16 protein-coding genes are annotated in these 19,610 nt (G+C 61.2%); 15 read left to right on the top strand and 1 reads right to left on the bottom strand.

Translation table 11 applies throughout. The annotated features are described in order from the left end of the window. Positions 1-98: 98 nt before the first annotated feature. The 7 genes from QMK54_RS15030 to QMK54_RS15000 all read left to right on the top strand — a co-directional run bounded on the left by QMK54_RS15030 (position 99) and on the right by QMK54_RS15000 (position 9,465). Entirely contained in the window at positions 99-2,531 is a 2,433-nt protein-coding gene (locus tag QMK54_RS15030; RefSeq protein ID WP_320402831.1) for a TonB-dependent receptor, read from the top strand. A 65-nt stretch (positions 2,532-2,596) separates the two neighbouring features. Next, positions 2,597-3,778 (top strand): ABC transporter substrate-binding protein, encoded by a 1,182-nt coding sequence (locus QMK54_RS15025; protein ID WP_320402830.1) that lies wholly within the window; start codon positions 2,597-2,599, stop codon positions 3,776-3,778. Continuing rightward, positions 3,775-4,836 (top strand): iron ABC transporter permease, encoded by a 1,062-nt coding sequence (locus tag QMK54_RS15020; RefSeq protein ID WP_320402829.1) that lies wholly within the window; start codon positions 3,775-3,777, stop codon positions 4,834-4,836. Before QMK54_RS15025 ends, QMK54_RS15020 begins: the two co-directional genes overlap by 4 nt. Continuing rightward, the gene (locus tag QMK54_RS15015) at positions 4,830-5,585 is read left to right on the top strand and encodes an ABC transporter ATP-binding protein (RefSeq protein ID WP_320402828.1); all 756 of its coding nucleotides are present in this window, start codon (positions 4,830-4,832) and stop codon (positions 5,583-5,585) included. The genes QMK54_RS15020 and QMK54_RS15015 overlap by 7 nt, the downstream gene beginning before the upstream one ends. A 197-nt stretch (positions 5,586-5,782) precedes the next feature. Then, positions 5,783-6,796 carry an iron ABC transporter substrate-binding protein gene (locus QMK54_RS15010; RefSeq protein WP_320402827.1) on the top strand — a complete coding sequence of 338 codons (1,014 nt, stop codon included), beginning with the start codon at positions 5,783-5,785 and terminating at the stop codon, positions 6,794-6,796. A gap of 3 nt (positions 6,797-6,799) precedes the next feature. Further along, entirely contained in the window at positions 6,800-8,398 is a 1,599-nt protein-coding gene (locus QMK54_RS15005; protein WP_223596213.1) for an ABC transporter permease, read from the top strand. Continuing rightward, positions 8,395-9,465, top strand: coding sequence for an ABC transporter ATP-binding protein (locus tag QMK54_RS15000; protein WP_320402826.1), 1,071 nt, complete (start codon positions 8,395-8,397; stop codon positions 9,463-9,465). Before QMK54_RS15005 ends, QMK54_RS15000 begins: the two co-directional genes overlap by 4 nt. A gap of 4 nt (positions 9,466-9,469) precedes the next feature. Here the strand turns inward: QMK54_RS15000 and xerC are convergent, their stop codons facing one another. Beyond that, on the bottom strand, positions 9,470-10,408 hold the full coding sequence (xerC, locus tag QMK54_RS14995) for a tyrosine recombinase XerC (protein WP_110658265.1): 939 nt from the start codon (positions 10,406-10,408) through the stop codon (positions 9,470-9,472). A 392-nt stretch (positions 10,409-10,800) separates the two neighbouring features. Between xerC and arnB the strand changes: the two genes are divergently transcribed. Genes arnB through QMK54_RS14955 form a run of 8 tightly spaced genes read left to right on the top strand, consistent with a single transcriptional unit; the run spans position 10,801 to position 19,607 of the window. Next, on the top strand, positions 10,801-11,949 hold the full coding sequence (gene arnB, locus QMK54_RS14990; RefSeq protein ID WP_320402825.1) for a UDP-4-amino-4-deoxy-L-arabinose aminotransferase: 1,149 nt from the start codon (positions 10,801-10,803) through the stop codon (positions 11,947-11,949). Next, positions 11,946-12,974, top strand: a complete 1,029-nt coding sequence (arnC, locus tag QMK54_RS14985; RefSeq protein WP_320402824.1) for an undecaprenyl-phosphate 4-deoxy-4-formamido-L-arabinose transferase — start codon at positions 11,946-11,948, stop codon at positions 12,972-12,974. The genes arnB and arnC overlap by 4 nt, the downstream gene beginning before the upstream one ends. Continuing rightward, positions 12,971-14,962, top strand: a complete 1,992-nt coding sequence (arnA, locus tag QMK54_RS14980) for a bifunctional UDP-4-amino-4-deoxy-L-arabinose formyltransferase/UDP-glucuronic acid oxidase ArnA (protein ID WP_110658260.1) — start codon at positions 12,971-12,973, stop codon at positions 14,960-14,962. The genes arnC and arnA overlap by 4 nt, the downstream gene beginning before the upstream one ends. Continuing rightward, positions 14,962-15,846: a 4-deoxy-4-formamido-L-arabinose-phosphoundecaprenol deformylase gene (gene arnD, locus QMK54_RS14975; RefSeq protein WP_110658258.1), complete on the top strand. Its 885-nt coding sequence runs from the start codon at positions 14,962-14,964 to the stop codon at positions 15,844-15,846. The genes arnA and arnD overlap by 1 nt, the downstream gene beginning before the upstream one ends. Further along, positions 15,843-17,492 carry a lipid IV(A) 4-amino-4-deoxy-L-arabinosyltransferase gene (arnT, locus tag QMK54_RS14970; protein ID WP_320402823.1) on the top strand — a complete coding sequence of 550 codons (1,650 nt, stop codon included), beginning with the start codon at positions 15,843-15,845 and terminating at the stop codon, positions 17,490-17,492. The genes arnD and arnT overlap by 4 nt, the downstream gene beginning before the upstream one ends. After that, complete coding sequence (gene arnE, locus QMK54_RS14965) at positions 17,489-17,833, top strand: 4-amino-4-deoxy-L-arabinose-phosphoundecaprenol flippase subunit ArnE (protein WP_320402822.1); 345 nt, start codon at positions 17,489-17,491, stop codon at positions 17,831-17,833. The genes arnT and arnE overlap by 4 nt, the downstream gene beginning before the upstream one ends. Further along, on the top strand, positions 17,830-18,231 hold the full coding sequence (gene arnF / locus QMK54_RS14960) for a 4-amino-4-deoxy-L-arabinose-phosphoundecaprenol flippase subunit ArnF (RefSeq protein ID WP_320402821.1): 402 nt from the start codon (positions 17,830-17,832) through the stop codon (positions 18,229-18,231). The genes arnE and arnF overlap by 4 nt, the downstream gene beginning before the upstream one ends. Continuing rightward, positions 18,228-19,607 (top strand): UDP-glucose dehydrogenase family protein, encoded by a 1,380-nt coding sequence (locus QMK54_RS14955; protein WP_110658250.1) that lies wholly within the window; start codon positions 18,228-18,230, stop codon positions 19,605-19,607. Before arnF ends, QMK54_RS14955 begins: the two co-directional genes overlap by 4 nt. Positions 19,608-19,610 lie beyond the last annotated feature (3 nt).

Here is a 19,610-nt window from a genome sequence, read left to right as displayed (position 1 = left end):
ATGCAAAAAAATATTTGCTGCGCGGGTGATACTTTTTCTGATCTCGGCTGGCAAGGAAAGGAAGAACTTCTCAACCTCGTCGAAAGGGTCATCACTCCATGTTCGTTGCACGCCCTCTGCGCTCGGATCGCTCACTCAAACTGGCGATCCGCAGCGCACTGCTAAGCCTTGCCCTGACCGCTGTCGCCAGCCCGTACGCCCTCGCCGCCGAACCCGCGCAACTGGATGCCAGCGCCAGCCGAACCTACAACATTGCCCCTGGCCCGCTCGGTACGACCCTGTCGAAATTTGCCGTGGAGGCCGGCATTGCGTTGTCGTTCCAGCCATCGCTGACCGATGGCCTGACCAGCCCCGGCCTGTCCGGCACCTACTCGACCCAGGAAGCGATCAGCAAGCTGCTGGCCGGTAGCGATCTGCAAATCGTTGCGCGCGACGATGGCAGCTACACCCTGGTGCGTCGCCCGGCCGACAGCGCGGGTGCCCTGACGCTTGGCGCCACCACGGTCAACGGTACCGATGGGCGCAGCGACGGCTTGCCGGGGGTGTACCCGGGTGGACAGGTCGCCCGTGGCGGCCGGCTCGGCATGCTGGGTAACACCGATGTGATGGACGCGCCCTTCAGCGTCAGCAACTACACCTCGACCCTGATAAGGGATCAACAAGCGGTCACCGTCGCCGACGTACTGGAACGCGACTCTTCGGTGCGCTCGACCGGCCAGACCGGTGGCGTGGTGGACTCGTTCTTCATCCGTGGCTTCCCGGTGGGTGAAGGCAACCTCGGCGAACTGGCCTTCGACGGTATCTACGGAGTCGCCCCCAACTACCGGGTGTTCACCGAATATGCCGAACGCATCGAGGTGATCAAGGGCCCTGGCGCGCTGCTCTACGGCATGTCGCCCAACAGCGGTATCGGCGGCGTGATCAACGTGGTGCCCAAACGCTCGCTGGACGAGGACCTGACTCGTTTTACCGCCAACTACGCGATGAATTCCCAGGTGGGCGGGCATATCGACGTCAGCCGCCGATTTGGCGAGGGCCGCGAGTTCGGCGTGCGCATCAACGGCAGTACGGCAACCGGCGACACCGCCATCGATGATCAATCCCGGGACGTCGACATCGGTGCCATCTCCCTGGACTACCAGGGTGAACGCCTGCGCACCTCCCTGGACCTGATCAGCCAGAAAGAGGAGTTCGACGCCCCTTCGCGCCCCTTCCTGATTGCCAAGGGCGTCGACATTCCCTCCGCCGCCAACGGCCGCACCAACGTCACACAGGAATGGGGCTGGTCCGAAACCCGCGACAAGTCGGCACTGCTCAGCGGCGAGTACGACCTCAACGACGCATTGACCGTGTTCGCCCATGCCGGTGGCGGCAAGTCCGACGTGTCACGGATGTCCGACCAGACCCCGACCATCCTCAACAGCGCCGGCGACACGTCCTCGATTCCCGGTTACTACAAGTTCGAAGTCGAACGCTATACCGTCGACGCCGGCGCCCGGTTGCGCTTCGACACCGGCCCCATCAGCCACAGCACCACCCTGCAGGTCACCCGTTACCGTGACGAACTGTCCCGCGGCATCATTTCCGGGCCACCTGTGCTGTCCAACATCTACCACCCGATCGATCGCCCGAAACCGGGCATCGCAACGCCTGACACACCGAAAGTGTCAGAGACCGAGCTGTCCGGCGTGGCGCTGGCCGATACCCTGTCGGTGCTGGACGAGCGCGTGCAAGTCACCCTGGGATTGCGAAACCAGAGCATCAAATCCGACAACTACAACACGGCCGGTTTCGTCACCACGTCCTACGACGAAAGCGAAACCACGCCAATGTTCGGGGTGGTGGTCAAACCCTGGGACCATGTTTCGTTCTACTACAACTACATCGAGGGTCTGAGCAAAGGCGACATCGCACCGGCCACCGCCTCGAACTCGGGCGAGATCTTCGCGCCTTATATCTCCCGGCAGCAGGAAGTCGGGGTCAAGATCGACTACGGCACCTTCACCTCGACCCTCAGCCTGTTCCAGATCAAGAAACCGAGTGGGGAACTGGCCGACGGCGTGTTCTCGGTGCAAGGCGAACAGCGTAACCGCGGCGTGGAGTGGAATGTGTTCGGCGAAATCGCCCAGGGCACTCGCCTGCTCGGTGGCATCACGCTGCTGGACGCCGAACTGACCAAGTCCGGCACCCCCGCCAACCGTGGCAACAAGCCAGTGGGCGTACCCGACGTCCAGGCCAACCTCTGGGCTGAATGGGATACCCCGTGGGTCGAGGGCCTGACCCTGACCAGTGGTGCGATCTACACCGACAGCCAGTACGTCAACCAGGCCAATACCCAGGAGCTCGACGCCTGGACCCGTTTCGATGCCGGCGCCCGTTACACCACGCGTATCGCCGAGCACCCGACTACGTTCCGGGCGACGGTGCAGAACGTGTTCGACCGTGAATACTGGTCCGGCGTTGCCTCTTACGGCGCGTTCTCCCAGGGCGCGCCGCGCACCCTGCTCATGTCGGCCACCGTCGACTTCTGAAACGCCCGGCCCCGGACAGCGACCTGAGCCGCCGTCCGGGCCGGCCTTTGGCAAAGGTTTCAACCATGGCATCTGTACCTCGACGCAGCCTCGCTGCGTTTTTGCTTGTCGGGCTTCTGGGCATGGCGGCGCTTGCACTGGCGCCGCGACCTGCCGAAGCGGCCGCCCAAGACCCGGCAATCGTAACCGTGACCGACCTGCTGGGACGCAAGGTCAAGGTTCACGTGCCGGTCAGGCGGGTGATACTCGGCGAAGGCCGGCAGTTGTATCTGGTGGCTGCGCTGGATACCCAAAACCCGATCCAGCGCATCGTCGGCTGGCGCAAGGATCTGATCCAGTCCGATCCGGATACCTACGGCGCTTACCTGCGCAAATACCCGGACATTGCGAAAATCCCGACCTTCGGCGGTTTTGAAGACGGCACGTTCGACATCGAGCAGGCCATCTCCCAGCAACCCGATGTGATCATCCTCAACATCGAAGCCCAGCACGCCACCGAAGACGCCCGTTACATCGAAAAGCTCGATGCGCTGGGCATTCCGGTGGTCTATGTCGACTTTCGCAATAACCCGATGCAAAACACCGAGCCGACCATGCGCCTGTTCGGCCAACTGTTTGGCAAGGAGGATCGCGCCGAGGCGTTCATCGATTTTCGCAACCAACAGATTCGCCGGGTCACCTCGCTCATCGAGACCCGCCAACCCGTGCGGCCAAACGTGTTCATCGAACGCATCGGCGGTTACACCGACGATTGCTGCCTGAGCTTCGGCGACGAAAACTTCGGACGCTTTGTCGAAATGGCCGGCGGCAACAACATCGCCAAAGGCATCATTCCCACGACCTTCGGCCAGTTGAACGCCGAACAGGTGGTAGTCGCCAACCCGGATCAGGTGGTGGTCACCAGCGCCAACTGGCAAGCCTTCGCACCGGGCGGACACTGGGTCGGTGTCGGGCCAGGCGCCGACCTGAACCAGGCGCGCAGCAAACTGGCGTGGTACACCGGGCGTCCTGCCTATGCCGGGATCAAAGCCCAGGACGATCAGGCGTTTCACGCCATCTGGCATCAGTTCTACAACAGCCCTTACCAGTTCGTGGCCATTCAGCAACTGGCCAAATGGTTTCATCCGCAACTGTTTGCCGACCTCGACCCCGACGCCTCGTTTCGCGAACTGCATGAGCGCTTTCTGCCAGTGCCCTACGAACCGGGCTATTTTGTCAGCCTGAAGAACCCGGAGGTCACGCCATGAGCTCTCTCGGCGAAGCACCGGTGGTACAGCGTGACGTCTATCGGCATCTGGTGTTGCGCAAACGCTTGATTCTCGTGGCGCTGGCCGCCTTGCTACTGTTCAGCGTACTGCTGGACCTGGCGCTGGGACCGGCGAGCTACAGCCTGGGTGAAGTGCTGGGCGCACTGTTTTCGCCGGATAGCGCTCCGGCACAAGTGCGGGTGGTGATGTGGGATATCCGCCTGCCAGTGGCGTTGATGGCCGTGGCCGTCGGCGCCGCATTGTCCCTGGCTGGCGCGCAAATGCAGACCATCCTCAACAATCCCCTCGCCAGCCCTTTTACCCTGGGCATCTCTGCCGCGGCCAGTTTCGGCGCGGCCATGGGCCTGGCCTTCGGCGTGGCGCTGTTTCCCCTGGCGGCGCAATACATGGTGCCGGTCAATGCGTTCATCATGGCGATGCTGTCGGCGCTGCTGATCCACTTCCTGAGCATGCGCCGCGGCGTTACGGCCGAAACCATCGTGTTGCTGGGGATTGCGCTGGTGTTTACCTTCAACGCACTGCTGGCGCTGGTGCAGTTCTTTGCCACCGAGCAAGCCGTTGCAGCGGTGGTGTTCTGGACCATGGGCAGCCTGACCAAAGCCACCTGGCCCAAACTTGGCGTCATTTGCCTGGTGATCCTGATCACCCTGCCGATCTTCGCCCGACGAGCCTGGGCACTCACCGCGCTGCGCCTGGGCGATGACAAGGCCGCGAGTTTCGGCATCAACGTGCGTAGCCTGCGCTTTCAGACGCTGATCATGGTCAGCCTGCTGGCGTCGTTTCCGGTGGCATTTGTCGGCACCATCGGTTTTATCGGGCTGGTCGGTCCGCACATCGCGCGGATGCTGATTGGTGAAGACCAGCGCTTCTTCCTGCCCGCATCGCTGTTGACCGGGGCGCTGATCCTGTCCGCCAGTTCAGTGGTCAGTAAAACCCTGATACCGGGTGCGATATTTCCGATCGGGGTGGTCACGTCGCTGATCGGCGTGCCGTTCTTCATTTCTCTGATTCTGGGCGGGAAGAAAAACTCATGGTGAAGATTCAACTTGAGAACCTCGGCGCCCGCTACGGCCAGCGCGAGATCATTTCGGGCGTTACCACATCGACCTTTATCGGCGGCCAGGTGGTCGCCGTGGTCGGACCGAATGCCGCCGGCAAGTCCACGCTGTTCAAACGCATGGCCGGGCTGATCGACGGTTCCGGCCGGGTCAACCTGCAAGACTCGAAAAAAGGCCGGCAAGGCATCAGCTACATGCCCCAGGGCCTGAATGCCAGTGCGCGCCTGACTGTCTATGAATCGGTACTGCTGGCGCGCAAGCAACTGACGCCCGGCTGGACCGTTTCTGACGACGAATTGAAACGGGTGGACCAGATCCTCGGCGCCCTGGCGATCACCGAACTCTCCTTTCGCAACCTTGGCGAACTCAGTGGAGGCCAGCAGCAACTGGTCTCGATTGCGCAAACCCTGGTGCGCGAACCCGAAGTGTTGCTGATGGACGAACCCACCAGCGCCCTGGACATGCACCGCCAGGTGCAGGTACTGAACTTCATGCGTGAACTGGCGCGAAAGCGCGAGGTGATCGTGTTCATCGCCATCCATGACCTGAATCAGGCGCTACGCTTTGCCGATCAGGTATTGGTCATCGCCGAGGGCACGACAAAAGGCAGTGGCCCCTGCGAAGAAGTGATCACCGGGCAGATGCTGCGAGAGGTCTACAAGGTCGACGCCAGGATCGAAACATGCAGCCGGGGACAGCGCCATATCCTGATCGACGACATCGTTTGATCGACGAGTAGAACCATAGTCGGCGCAGTGCTGCTAATCTGAATGACAATTACATGTATTAGCGGTTTTTTTGACGTTATTTTCTCATTTGGATCTCTACATTCCCTGCAATCCAAAACATGCAAACGATTCGCATTGGTTAACTGGCGTTTCAATGCGCATGACTCTCAAAAAATGCACCAGGAGCAGCCCGCAGAATGATTCCGAAAATCCCTTCGTTCTTGAAAAAAGCCCTGCTGGCCACCGCTTTGCTGAGCGCCGGCCAGGTCTATGCCGCTGACTCCGTCGGCATTGTGGTGTACAACGCGCAACACGAAGGCCTGACCAAGGCCTGGGTCGAGGGTTTTACCCAGGAGACCGGTATTCCCGTCACCTTGCGCAACGGCGACGACACCGAGATGGGCAACCAGATCGTGCAGGAAGGTGCAGCTTCTCCGGCGGACGTATTCCTGACCGAAAACTCCCCGGCCATGGTGCTGGTCGACAACGCCGGACTGTTTGCGCCGGTCGACAAAACCACGCTGGAGCAGGTTGACTCCGCCTACCGCCCGGCCCACGGCAAATGGATCGGAATCGCCGCACGCTCCACGGTGTTCGTCTACAACCCGAGCAAACTGACGGAAGCAAACCTGCCGAAATCGATCATGGACCTGGCCGATCCAAGCTGGAAAGGCCGCTGGGCCGCGTCGCCAGGCGGTGCTGACTTCCAGGCCATCGTCGCTGCCATCCTGGAGCAAAAGGGTGAAGCCGCCACGCTGGAATGGCTCAAGGGGATGAAAACCAACTACACCAACTACCGTGGCAACAGCTCGGTACTCAAGGCCGTGAATGCCGGGCAGATCGACAGCGGTGTGATCTACCACTATTACAGCCTGGTCGATCAGTCCAAGACCGGCGAAAACAGCAAAAACACCGCCCTGTACTACTTCAAGCACAAAGACCCTGGCGCTTTTGTTAGCATCTCCGGCGGCGGCGTCCTCGCCTCCAGCAAACACAAAGAACAAGCTCAGGCATTCCTCAAATACATTACCGGCAAGGATGGCCAGGCTGTGCTGAAGAACGGCAAGTCGTTTGAGTACGCCGTGGGCAAAGGCGCTGAATCCAACCCTAAACTGGTGCCTCTGCAGCAACTCGATGCGCCAACTGTCGATGCTTCGAAACTCGACAGTAAAAAAGCCGTGGAGCTGATGACACAGGCCGGACTGCTCTAATTGATGCCTGAAACCCTGCCAGCGGGTGTCGCCGAGGCGACACCCGCACATTTGCGTCGACGATCCCGCGGAATTTTTGCAGGACGTGGCGGCGTATGGGTGATCGGTTTGTCGGTGCTGGTTTCATTACTGGCACTGCTACCGATCGCCTACGTTATTGGCGTGTCCCTGCAGACAGGCTGGTCAACCGTCGTGACCCTGGTGTTCCGCCCCCGGGTCGGTGAGCTACTGGTCAACACCGTGTTGCTGGTGCTGCTGACGATTCCCTTGTGCGTGGCGCTGGGGGTGACACTGGCCTGGCTCACGGAACGCACGAATTTGCCGGGACGGCGCTGGTGGTCGCTGCTGGCCACCGCACCGCTGGCGGTGCCCGCCTTCGTTCACAGCTACGCCTGGGTCAGCCTTGTGCCACCGATTCACGGTTTGTTTGCCGGTGTCCTGGTCTCGGTCATTGCCTACTTCCCGTTCCTGTATTTGCCGGTGGCGGCCACCTTGCGCCGACTCGACCCGGCCATCGAAGACGTCGCCGAATCCATGGGGCTCAAACCCTGGCAGGTATTTTTCCGCGTGGTGCTGCCACAATTGCGCCTGGCGATCTGCGGCGGCGCCTTGCTGGTCGGCCTGCACCTGCTGGCCGAGTATGGCCTGTACGCCATGATCCGCTTCGACACCTTTACCACCGCGATCTTCGATCAATTCAAATCGACCTTCAACGGTGCAGCGGCGCACATGCTGGCCAGTGTCCTGGCGCTGTGTTGCCTGGCGATGTTGACGGCTGAATCCGCCGCCCGGGGTTCGGCACGTTACGCTCGCGTCGGTTCGGGGAGTTCCCGGGAGCAACGGGTCGTGCGACTGAAACTGGCACCCACCCTGCTCTCACTGACGCTGCAAATCCTGACCTGCGCCCTGGCCCTGGGTGTGCCCTTGATCACCCTGGGCAAATGGCTGATCGCCGGCGGCGTGGAAGTCTGGGACATGGCCGAGTTGTTGCCCGCCCTGGAGCAAACCCTGTTGCTCGGTATCGCCGGCGCGGCGCTGACCACCTGCGCGGCAATCCCGATTGCCTGGCTGTCGATCCGCTACCCCGGCCGTCTGCAACGAGTGCTGGAAAGCTGCAACTACATCACCAGCTCCCTGCCCGGAATTATCGTGGCGCTGGCGCTGGTGACCGTCACCATCCATTTCGCCCGGCCGATTTACCAGACCACCTTTACCGTGCTGCTGGCCTACCTGTTGATGTTCTTGCCCCGCGCCCTGGTGAGCCTGCGCGCAGGCATTGCCCAGGCCCCGGTGGAACTGGAGAACATCGCCCGCAGCCTGGGCCGCTCGCCGGCCCGGGCCCTGTGGCTGATCACCCTGCGCCTGGCCGCGCCGGGGGCTGCCGCCGGCGCGGCGCTGGTGTTCCTGGCGATCACCAACGAACTGACCGCCACCCTGCTGCTGGCCCCGAACGGCACGCGCACCCTGGCGACCGGATTCTGGGCCATGACCAGCGAAATCGATTACGCGGCCGCCGCACCCTATGCCTTGTTGATGGTCATGCTGTCGCTGCCGTTGACCGGACTTCTTTATCACCAATCGAAAAAAACGGCTGGCCGATGAACACTCTCGAACTGAATGCCCTCTACAAGTCCTATGGCGCTCATTGCGCCCTGGACAACGTCAGCCTGTCGGTTCCCAGCGGCAGCCGTACGGTCATCGTCGGCCCTTCCGGCTCGGGTAAAACCACCTTGTTGCGGATGATTGCCGGCTTCGAGTTCCCCGATTCCGGGCGTCTCTCGCTCAATGGCCAGACCCTGGTCGACGGCACCCACGAAGTGCCAGCCCACCAACGCCTGATCGGCTACGTACCGCAGGATGGCGCACTGTTCCCGCACATGACCGTGGCGGCGAATATCGGCTTCGGCTTGTCGACCAAGGGTACCGAGAAACACCAGCGCGTCGCCGAATTGATGGACAGCGTGGCACTGGACGCGAAGATGGCCGTGCGCTGGCCTCACGAATTGTCCGGTGGCCAGCAACAGCGTGTGGCCCTGGCCCGCGCCCTGGCGCAGCAGCCACGGCTGATGCTGCTGGACGAGCCGTTCTCGGCGCTCGATACCGGATTGCGCGCCGCGATGCGCAAGATGGTTGCGCGGCTGCTGGAAGACTCGGGCGTCACCACCATTCTGGTCACCCATGACCAGAGTGAAGCCCTGTCGTTCGCCGACCAGTTGGCGGTGATGCGCCATGGTCGCCTGGTCCAGTCTGGGCACCCGCTTGACCTCTACCGCTATCCCGAAGACGAGCAAACCGCCCTGTTCCTGGGGGATGCCGTGGTGATGCCCGCCCGCATCGAGGCCGGTTGGGCCCATTGCGACCTGGGACGGATCCCGGTCAACAACCACCGCAACAACAGTTCGGCGCAGATCATGCTGCGCCCCGAACAGCTGCAATTGGCCAGTATCCTCCCCAGCGACCCGGATGCCGGTGGTTGCCGGGCCGTGGTCACTGATCGGGACTTCAGCGGCAACACCTGCACACTGACGGTTGAACTGCAGACATTGACCAGCCGCGAGCAACCGGGCCGTTCACTGCTGGTGCGCAGTTCAGGCATGTATGCACCACCCGCCGGCAGCGCGGTTCAGGTCTCGACCATTGGCCACGCCCATGTGCTGAGCGAGATGTAATCGTTCACAGATCGAATCGATCCACTGCCCGACGTCGCTCGTTGTCGTCGCGCACATCGTAGTTGGCCGTGGTCTGGATATTGCTGTGGTGTGCCAGTTTCTGCGCAATCGACAAGTCATGCTCCTCGATCACCCGGGTAATGAATGAACGCCGGAAGTCGTGGGGCATGATTTTCACCCCGACCTGCGCGCCCCGCTGCCGGGCGATGTAGTAAATCGCATGTTTGGTGATGCGTTCACGGGTGATGTGGCTGCCACGGCGGATGCGGTTGAACAGGAACGGGTCGTCCGACTCCCCTTCCTTGAGCAACGAACGGCGCAATTCAAGCCAGGCTTCAAGCTTGGCGAAGGCCCAGGCCGGGGCGTACTTGATCAATTGCTTGTTGCCCTTGGCCGTCACCCGCAGGCTGCGCTCGGTGAAATCGACCTGGTCCAGTTCGAGGTTCACCGATTCGGACTTGCGCATCCCCGAACCGTACAGAATCCCGATGATCGCCGCATCGCGCAGGCCTTGTGGCCGCGGATCGGCAGCGCAGACCGCCATCAGCTCCTGGATCAGCGTGCGCCTGAGATTGCGCCCCTGGGACAGCCGTGTACCGGCAATGCCTTTCACCGAGCGCATCTTCAGCAGGTGCTCCTGAGAGATCAGGCTCATGCGCCAGGCTTCGTTCATCACCCCGCGCACCGCGTTGACATACAGCGAAGAGGTGTTCGGCGCGTAGCCGTCCGTGCGTAAAGTGGCCACCAGCGCGATCACGTCCTCGGGCTGCAGGTCGTGCCAGGGGATCTCCTCGATATCGTGGTCTTCGAAGCCCAGGCGATCGGCCGCATCCTGCAGCACATAACGCATGGTCAGCTGGCTGGAGGGCGCCAGTCGCGCCAGATACAGGGTCAACGGATTGGTGAGGGGCCTACGTGAATCGGTTACAGGTAAGTCAATCAAACGAAACAGCCTTGAATGTAAACAGTTCAGTGAAAACAACTAAGAAGTGAAAATGCGATGATGTAAAAGACATTATTGCTGTAGGACTTTTCCTAAAAAACGCCATAAACGCGGGAAGTCTGAACAGCGGCTTAATAGCTTTCAGATAAACGTTTCCCCAACCGTTTTTTCATGTTCCTTTCACAAAATCGGGCATAACCTTCTATAAAGTCGGCGCAACCCAGATGGACGTCCAACCTGCCGGCCATGGCGAAAAAAGTCAACCCATGCGGTTTTTCGCCGACATCCGGTAACTAGTTGATTTGATGCAAATTCTGATTTAGCGTCTATGCTGATTTTTGGATCCCTTTTAGCCTCAAAGGCTATTTACGTTTTCAGCCCCCGAGGTGCCCATGAGTCAGGCGTTTCTCCCTTTTTCCCGTCCCAGTATCGGCGACGAAGAAATCGCTGCCGTAGAGCAAGTATTACGCTCCGGGTGGATCACTACCGGGCCGAAGAACCAGGCACTGGAAGAGCACTTTGCCAACTACGTCGGTTGCCGACATGCCGTCGCACTTTCCTCGGCAACCGGTGGCATGCATATCACCCTGCTGGCACTGGGCATCGGTCCCGGCGATGAAGTGATTACGCCGTCGCAGACCTGGGTGTCCACCGCCAACATGATCACCCTGCTGGGCGCCACGCCGGTGTTCGTCGATGTCGACCGCGACACGCTGATGACCGACGTGGCCACGATAGAAGCCGCGATCACGCCGCGCACCAAAGCCATCATCCCGGTGCATTACGCCGGTGCGGCATTCGATCTCGATCCGCTTTATGCCCTGGCCGACAAACACGGCATCGCCGTGATCGAAGACGCCGCCCACGCCGCAGGTACTCTTTACAAAGGTCGTCACGTCGGCGCCAAAGGCACGGCGATCTTCTCGTTCCACGCGATCAAGAACATGACCTGCGCCGAAGGCGCCATGTTCGTCAGCGACGATGAAGCCCTGGCCTCGCGGGTACGCATGCTCAAGTTTCACGGGCTGGGGGTTGATGCCTATGACCGCCTGACCCACGGCCGCAAGCCCCAGGCCCAGGTGGTCGAGCCCGGCTTCAAGTACAACCTGGCCGACATCAACGCGGCCATCGCCCTGGTGCAACTGGAGCGCCTGGACGAGATCAACGCCAAGCGCACGCAACTCGCCCAGACCTACTTGCAGCGCCTTGAAGGCTTGCCGGTCCAGCCGCTGGCCGTTCCAACGTATTCGCAAAAACACGCCTGGCACCTGTTCATCCTGCGTATCGACGCCGAGCGGTGCGGGCTGGATCGCGAAGCGTTCATGAAAGCTCTCCAGGAACAGAATGTCGGCAGCGGCATTCACTTCATCGCCACACACCTGCACACCTACTACCGCCAGCGTTACCCCAACCTGTACCTGCCCAACACCGAATGGAATTCGGCGCGGCTGTGTTCGATCCCGTTGTTCCCCGACATGACTACCGACGATGTCGAGCGCGTCGTCGGTGCCATTGAAAACTGCATGGACAGAAGCCTTTGAGACCTTACCCAATCAACTTCGTTTCGATCGTCATTCCGGTCTACAACGAACAGGAAAGCCTGCCAGAGTTGCTTCGTCGCACCGAAGCAGCGTGTCAGCAACTGGCCCATCCCTACGAGATCGTTCTGGTCGACGACGGCAGCCGCGATGATTCTGCGCAGATCCTGGAAGACGCCGCCTCCCGCGAAGGCAGCCCTGTGGTGGCGGTGATCCTCAACCGCAACTACGGCCAGCACGCAGCGATCATGGCCGGTTTCGAACAGTGCAAGGGCGATGTCGTCATTACCCTCGATGCCGACCTGCAAAACCCGCCCGAAGAAATCCCGCGACTGATCGAGCAGGCCGAACTTGGCTATGACGTCGTCGCGACGGTGCGCAACAACCGCCAGGATTCGGCCCTGCGGCGCTGGCCTTCGAAGCTGATCAACCTCGCCGTGCAACGCTCCACCGGAGTGGCCATGAGTGACTACGGCTGCATGCTGCGCGCCTACCGACGCACCATCGTCGACGCCATGCTCGCCTGCCGTGAACGCAGCACCTTCATTCCGATCCTGGCCAACAGCTTTGCCCGCCATACCACGGAAATCCTCGTGACCCACGCCGAGCGTGAACATGGCGACTCCAAGTACAGCCCGATGCGCCTGATCAACCTGATGTTCGACCTGGTCACCTGCATGACCACCACGCCACTGCGACTGCTGAGCATCGTCGGCGTCGGCATGGCGGCCCTGGGCGTGCTGTTCGCCATCGCGCTGATCCTGTTGCGCCTGGTGTTCGGCGCCGGCTGGGCCGGTGGCGGTACGTTCGTACTGTTCGCCGTGCTGTTCGTCTTCACCGGTGGTCAATTCATCGGCATGGGCCTGTTGGGTGAATACCTGGGCCGCATGTACAGCGACGTGCGTGCGCGTCCGCGCTTCTTCATTGAAAAGGTGCTGCGCAACCAGCCCGCCTCCACTGTTTCCTCCGCTTCCGTTGTCACCGTCGACGGCCTTACTTCCACGTCTTCAGATCAGGTTCCTTCATGAGTGCAAAAGCTGTTGTCTTCGCCTATCACGATATTGGCTGTGCCGGCATCGAATCCCTGCTCTCCTCCGGTTTTGAGATCGCTGCGGTGTTCACCCACGCCGACGATCCGAAGGAGAACGCGTTCTACGGTTCCGTCGCGCAACTGTGCGCCCGCCACGGCATTGCCGTGCATGCGCCGGAAGATGCCAACCATCCGTTGTGGATCGAACGCATCGCCAAGCTCGATCCCGACTACATCTTCTCCTTCTACTACCGCAACCTGCTGAGCGAACCGCTGCTGGCCACGGCGCGCAAAGGCGCGTTCAACCTGCACGGTTCGCTGTTGCCACGCTACCGTGGTCGCGCACCGGCCAACTGGGTGCTGGTCAACGGCGAAACCGAAACTGGCGTGACCCTGCACCGCATGGTCAAGCGCGCCGATGCGGGTGCCATCGTCGCCCAGCAAAAAGTCGCGATCGAGCGCAGCGACACCGCGCTGAGCCTGCACGGAAAACTGCGCCTGGCGGCCGCTGACCTGCTGCGCGACACCCTGCCGGCGCTGCTGCAAGGCAAGGCCAGTGAAACCCCGCAAGACGAATCCAAAGCCACCGTGTTCGGTCGTCGTACCCCGGCTGACGGCAAACTGGTCTGGGCCAGACCGGCCGAAGAGCTGTTCAACCTGGTCCGCGCCGTGACCCAGCCGTACCCGGGCGCCTTCTGCGCGGTGGGCGAGCACAAGTTGATCGTCTGGAGCGCCGAAGTCGCCAAGGGCAACGACGGCCTGGCGCCGGGCCGCGTCATCAGCGTCGACCCGCTGCGCATCGCCTGCGGTGAAGACTCGCTGATCATCAACGCCGGCCAGCGCAACGACAACGGTCTGTACCTGAGCGGTCCGCAACTGGCCAATGAACTGGGCCTGGTGGACGGTTCCGTGTTGCGCGGTGCCGAATCCGGTCGTGCCCCACGTCGCACCCGCGTGCTGATCCTTGGCGTCAACGGCTTCATCGGCAATCACTTGTCCGAGCGCCTGCTGCGCGACGACCGTTACGAAGTCTACGGCCTGGATATCGGTTCGGACGCCATCGAGCGCCTGCGCAGCCACCCGAACTTCCACTTCGTCGAAGGCGATATCAGCATCCACTCCGAGTGGATCGAGTACCACATCAAGAAGTGCGACGTGGTCCTGCCGCTGGTGGCCATCGCCACGCCAATCGAATACACCCGTAACCCGCTGCGTGTATTCGAACTGGACTTCGAAGAGAACCTGAAACTGGTTCGCTACTGCGTCAAGTACAACAAGCGCGTGATTTTCCCGTCGACTTCGGAAGTCTATGGCATGTGCCAGGACAACAACTTCGACGAAGACAACTCCAACCTGGTGGTCGGCCCGATCAACAAGCAGCGCTGGATCTACTCGGTGTCCAAGCAACTGCTGGACCGCGTGATCTGGGCTTATGGCCAGAAAGGCCTGAACTTCACCCTGTTCCGTCCGTTCAACTGGATGGGTCCGCGCCTGGATCGTCTGGATTCGGCCCGTATCGGCAGCTCCCGGGCGATTACCCAGTTGATCCTGAACCTGGTGGAAGGTACGCCGATTCGCCTGTTCGACGGTGGCGAGCAAAAACGCTGCTTCACCGACATCGCCGACGGTGTGGAAGCGCTGGCACGGATCATCGACAACGACAACGATGTCTGCAATGGCCAGATCATCAACATCGGCAACCCGGAAAACGAGGCCAGCATCCGTCAGTTGGGCGAAGAGCTGCTGCGTCAGTTCGAAGCGCACCCGTTGCGCGCCAACTTCCCTCCGTTCGCCGGCTTCCGCGACATCGAAAGCAAGGCGTTCTACGGCACCGGCTACCAGGACGTGTCGCACCGCAAGCCAAGCATCGCCAACGCCAAGCGCCTGCTGGACTGGACGCCAACCGTGGAGATGAGCGAAACCATCGGCAACACCCTGGACTTCTTCCTGCGTGAAGCCATGCTCGAAATCGCGGACAAGCGCTAATGCAGGCGGGACTGCGGATTGATGTCGACACCTACCGGGGCACCCGTGAAGGGGTGCCGCGTTTGCTGGAAATCCTTGATGAAGCCCAGGTCAAGGCGACGTTCTTCTTCAGTGTCGGGCCGGACAACATGGGGCGCCACTTGTGGCGCCTCATCCGTCCACAGTTTCTCTGGAAAATGCTCCGTTCCAATGCAGCCGGCCTGTATGGCTGGGACATTCTGCTGGCCGGCACCGCATGGCCTGGAAAACCGATCGGCCGTGACCTGGGGCACTTGATGCGCCAGGCCCGGGACGCCGGGCATGAAGTTGGACTGCACACCTGGGATCACCATGGCTGGCAAGCCAACGCCGGGACCTGGAGCGACGCGCAACTGATCGAACAGATCCGCAAGGGTGTAGACACGCTCAGCGACATTCTCGGCGAGAAAGTCGACTGCTCGGCGGTCGCCGGCTGGCGAGCGGACGAGCGCGTGATCGAAGCCAAGCAGGGTTTTGGTTTTCGCTACAACAGCGACTGCCGTGGCCAAAGTCTGTTCCAGCCGAGACTGGCCAACGGGCAATTGGGAACGCCGCAGATCCCGGTGGACCTGCCGACCTTCGACGAAGTGGTCGGGCCGACCGTCGCCGCCAAGGATTTCAACAGGTTCATCCTGGACCGGTTCACTCCGGAAAAACTCAATGTCTACACAATCCATGCCGAGGTAGAAGGGATTCTGATGGCCAACGATTTCCGTCAACTGCTGAGCGATGCACGTCAGCGCGACATCCGTTTTCAACCCTTGGGCGATTTGTTGCCCGAGCCCCCTGACAGCCTGCCGGTCGGCCGCGTGATACGTGGTGCGCTCGAAGGTCGCGAAGGCTGGCTGGGAGTGCAAGGCGCATGAGCAAACGCTGGGCTTTTCCGTTGTTGCTGGCGCTAATGGCGCTGGCGTACCTGCTGCCGCTGGGCAGTCATGGCTTATGGATTCCTGACGAAACCCGCTACGCCCAGATCAGCCAGGGCATGCTCCTGAGCGGCAACTGGGTGTCGCCGCATTTCATGGATGTACGTTATTTCGAAAAACCGGCGGCCGGTTACTGGATGATTGCCATCGGTCAGGCGCTGTTCGGCCAGAACCTGTTCGGGGTGCGCTTCGCTTCTGCGCTGAGCACTATCCTGAGCGTGTTGCTGTGCTACCTCGTCGCCCGCCGCATGTGGAACGATCCGCGCAAGAGCTTCGCCTGCGCATTGCTCTACATGAGCTTCTCGGTCATTGCCGCTTCAGCCGGTTATGCCAACCTCGATCCGCAGTTCACCTTCTGGGTCAACCTGAGCCTGGCCGCGTTGTGGTTTGCACTGGACAGCGTCGGCCGCGTTCAACGCCTGTTCGCGTGGGCGGTACTGGGCCTGGCGTGCGGCATGGGCTTCATGACCAAGGGCTTCCTGGCCTGGCTGCTGCCGGTGCTGGTCGCCCTGCCTTGGGTCATCTGGCAAAAACGCTGGCGTGAACTACTGGTCTACGGCCCGGTAGCGGTCGTGGTCGCCATCGTCGTCAGCCTGCCATGGGCGCTGGCAGTGCACGCCCAGGAGCCGGACTACTGGCGGTTCTTCTTCTGGCACGAACATATCCGCCGTTTTGCCGGGGACGATGCCCAGCATGACGCGCCATGGTGGTACTACCTGCCGTTGCTGGTGGCCTTCAGCATGCCGTGGGTCGCATTGTTGCCACCGGCGTTGAAACAGGCCTGGCAGACCCGACGCCAGTCCAACATCGCCTTCCTGCTGCTCTGGTTATGTATGCCGCTGTTCTTCTTCAGCCTGAGCAAAGGCAAGCTGCCGGCCTACATCCTGCCGTGCCTGTTACCTCTGGCATTGTTGCTCGGCCATGCACTGGCTGACCGATTGAAGCTGGAACAAGGTCGCGTCCTGGGCATCAACGGCCTGTTGAACCTGGTGCTGGGTGTGACCGTCCTGCTGGCCCTGGTTTATCTGCAACTGAAAAAGCCGATCTATGATCATGAACTGCACAACCTGGTGTTGGTGTTCATCGGCTTGATCGGCTGGATCATGGCCAACCTGCTGCAAGCCTTCCGCCCGCTGCAATGCTGGGCCGCCCCGGCTTTCGGCAGCCTGTTGTTCGTCGGCGTGCTGCCGGCCGGCCTGCCCAATTCCGTCGTCGCCAATAAAACACCTGACCAGTTCATCCTCGATCACGCCCAGGAACTTGGCCAGAGCGCCAAGTTGTTGAGCAACGACCTGGGTGCCGCGTCGGCGTTGTCCTGGCGGGTGAAACGGCCGGAAGTGGCTTTTTTCAACACGATAGGCGAATTGAAATATGGCCTTGCCTATCCTGACTCGCTTAAGCAGCGCGTCGACCCCGATCAGGTCCAACAGTGGATGCACGATGCCCGCCAGCAAGGCTCGGTGGGTGTGGTCATGCGGGTCAAGGGCGAAGAAGAGCTGCGCGAACTTGAACAATTGCCCAAAGAGGGCAAGCGCTACGAACAAGGCAACCTGGTGATTTTGATCATTCCACAGGCGACACTATGAGCCTGCTATTGCTACTGCTCGCCTGCCTGCTGACCTGCCTGGGCCAGATCGCCCAGAAATATGCCGTGGAAAGCTGGCGCGGCCAGTCATCCGGGTGGGCGGACAAACTGCGTTCGCCCTGGCTTTGGCTGGCCCTGGCCTCATTGGGGCTGGGCCTGCTGGTGTGGTTGCTGGTACTGCAACGCCTGGAAGTCGGGATTGCCTATCCGATGCTGAGCCTGAACTTCGTGCTGATCACCCTGGTTGCGCGTTTCGTGTTCCACGAAACCATCGACCGCCGCCACTGGCTGGGTGTGGCACTGGTCATCGGCGGCGTGGCATTGCTGGGGCAACACGCATGAACCCGACTCGCGGAATCACCTTCGCACTGGGCAGTGTGTTGCTGGTCAGCGCCGCCCAATTGGGCATGCGTTGGAGCATGAGTCACCTGCCTCAACCCGAACAATGGCTCAGCGCTCACATCGACCTGAGCGCCGTTGCCTTGGTGCTCGTGGCCATCTTCGCCTATGCCTTGTCGATGCTCTGCTGGCTCGCCGCCCTGCGGGACCTGCCCCTGGGCCGTGCCTACTCGCTGCTGAGCATCAGCTATGCGCTGGTGTACTTGTTGGCCGCCAGCCTGCCACTGTTCAACGAAGCATTCAGCCTGACAAAAAGCCTTGGCGTGGCATTGGTCATCCTCGGCGTCATTACCATTAATTCTCGACCTGCTCGTGCGCCCGAATCAAGGAGTGCCCCATGAAAATCAGTGTGTTTGGTAGCGGTTATGTTGGCCTGGTGCAGGCAGCGGTATTGGCGGAAGTCGGCCACGACGTGGTCTGCATGGACGTTGACGAGAAGAAGGTCGAACTGCTCAAGCAGGGCCACGTGAGTATTTTCGAACCCGGGCTCGCCAGCCTGGTACGCGAAGGTCTTGACGCCAAACGGTTGCAGTTCACCTGCGACGAAAAATTTGCCGTCCAGCACGGTCAGGTGCTGTTCATCGCGGTCGGTACTCCGTCCCGGGACGACGGCTCGGCAGACTTGCGCTACGTGATGTCGGTGGGCGAAGCGGTAGCACGGCATCGTGAACAGCCGGCGATCCTGGTGGAAAAATCCACCGTCCCGGTCGGCACCGGCGACGCCTTGCGTGCCCACATCGACAAATGCCTGCTCAATGCCGGGCGCGTACTGCAGTTCGATATCGTCTCCAACCCGGAATTCCTGAAAGAAGGTTCCGCCGTGGCCGACTGCCGACGCCCGGACCGTATCGTCGTAGGCTGTGAGCGCGAAGAAGTGCGTGACGTGATGCGCGACCTTTACTCGCCCTTCAACCGCAATCACGAACGCATCATGTTCATGGACTTGCGCAGCGCCGAGCTGACCAAATACGCCGCCAACTGCATGCTGGCGACCAAGATCAGCTTCATCAACCAGATCGCCGAGCTGGCCGAACACCTGGGTGCCGACATCGAATCGGTACGCCTGGGCATCGGCGCCGACTCGCGCATCGGCTACCACTTCATCTACCCCGGTTGCGGCTACGGTGGCTCATGCTTCCCCAAGGACATGCGCGCCCTGATCCACAGCGCCGAAGAGGCCCATTGCTCCAGCGACCTGCTGCAAGCAGTGGAAGCGATCAACGAGCGGCAGAAACACAAGTTGTTCGAGCGCATCAACGCGTTCTACAAGGGCGACTTGCGTGGCAAGACCTTTGCCTTGTGGGGCCTGGCGTTCAAGCCAAACACCGACGACATGCGCGATGCTCCGAGCCGGGTGTTGCTGGAATCGCTGTGGGCCGCCGGGGCAAATGTCCGCGCATTCGATCCCGAAGCCATGCAGGAAACCCAGAAGCTGTATCCCGATGAATCGAAACTGATGCTCATGGGCACGCCTGAGTCGGTCCTGTCCGGTGCCGATGCACTGATCATCTGCACCGAATGGCAACAGTTCAAGGCGCCGGACTTCGAGCTGATCCAGCAGCGACTCAACGCACCGGTGATCTTCGACGGCCGCAACCTGTACGACGCAGACCGCCTGGCACGCATCGGTTTCACCTACTTCCCGATCGGCCGGGGCGAATCGCGCAAATTGCCGATGCCTCATCAGCAATGGTCAACCGAAGCCGTGGTCGCCTGAACC

It is taken from the genome of Pseudomonas sp. P5_109 (genome assembly GCF_034009455.1).
Classification (GTDB): domain Bacteria; phylum Pseudomonadota; class Gammaproteobacteria; order Pseudomonadales; family Pseudomonadaceae; genus Aquipseudomonas.
This window is presented reverse-complemented; position numbering and strand designations above follow the sequence as displayed.

Excerpts from the sequence above, each read along its gene's own strand:
- arnB (WP_320402825.1), top strand. The coding sequence starts at position 10,801 with ATGAGTCAGGCGTTTCTCCCTTTTTCCCGTCCCAGTATCGGCGACGAA.
- QMK54_RS15025 (WP_320402830.1), top strand. The coding sequence starts at position 2,597 with ATGGCATCTGTACCTCGACGCAGCCTCGCTGCGTTTTTGCTTGTCGGG.
- QMK54_RS14955 (WP_110658250.1), top strand. The coding sequence starts at position 18,228 with ATGAAAATCAGTGTGTTTGGTAGCGGTTATGTTGGCCTGGTGCAGGCA.
- arnT (WP_320402823.1), top strand. The coding sequence starts at position 15,843 with ATGAGCAAACGCTGGGCTTTTCCGTTGTTGCTGGCGCTAATGGCGCTG.
- QMK54_RS15000 (WP_320402826.1), top strand. The coding sequence starts at position 8,395 with ATGAACACTCTCGAACTGAATGCCCTCTACAAGTCCTATGGCGCTCAT.
- arnF (WP_320402821.1), top strand. The coding sequence starts at position 17,830 with ATGAACCCGACTCGCGGAATCACCTTCGCACTGGGCAGTGTGTTGCTG.
- QMK54_RS15020 (WP_320402829.1), top strand. The coding sequence starts at position 3,775 with ATGAGCTCTCTCGGCGAAGCACCGGTGGTACAGCGTGACGTCTATCGG.
- QMK54_RS15030 (WP_320402831.1), top strand. The coding sequence starts at position 99 with ATGTTCGTTGCACGCCCTCTGCGCTCGGATCGCTCACTCAAACTGGCG.
- QMK54_RS15015 (WP_320402828.1), top strand. The coding sequence starts at position 4,830 with ATGGTGAAGATTCAACTTGAGAACCTCGGCGCCCGCTACGGCCAGCGC.
- arnD (WP_110658258.1), top strand. The coding sequence starts at position 14,962 with ATGCAGGCGGGACTGCGGATTGATGTCGACACCTACCGGGGCACCCGT.
- QMK54_RS15005 (WP_223596213.1), top strand. The coding sequence starts at position 6,800 with ATGCCTGAAACCCTGCCAGCGGGTGTCGCCGAGGCGACACCCGCACAT.
- arnA (WP_110658260.1), top strand. The coding sequence starts at position 12,971 with ATGAGTGCAAAAGCTGTTGTCTTCGCCTATCACGATATTGGCTGTGCC.
- QMK54_RS15010 (WP_320402827.1), top strand. The coding sequence starts at position 5,783 with ATGATTCCGAAAATCCCTTCGTTCTTGAAAAAAGCCCTGCTGGCCACC.
- arnE (WP_320402822.1), top strand. The coding sequence starts at position 17,489 with ATGAGCCTGCTATTGCTACTGCTCGCCTGCCTGCTGACCTGCCTGGGC.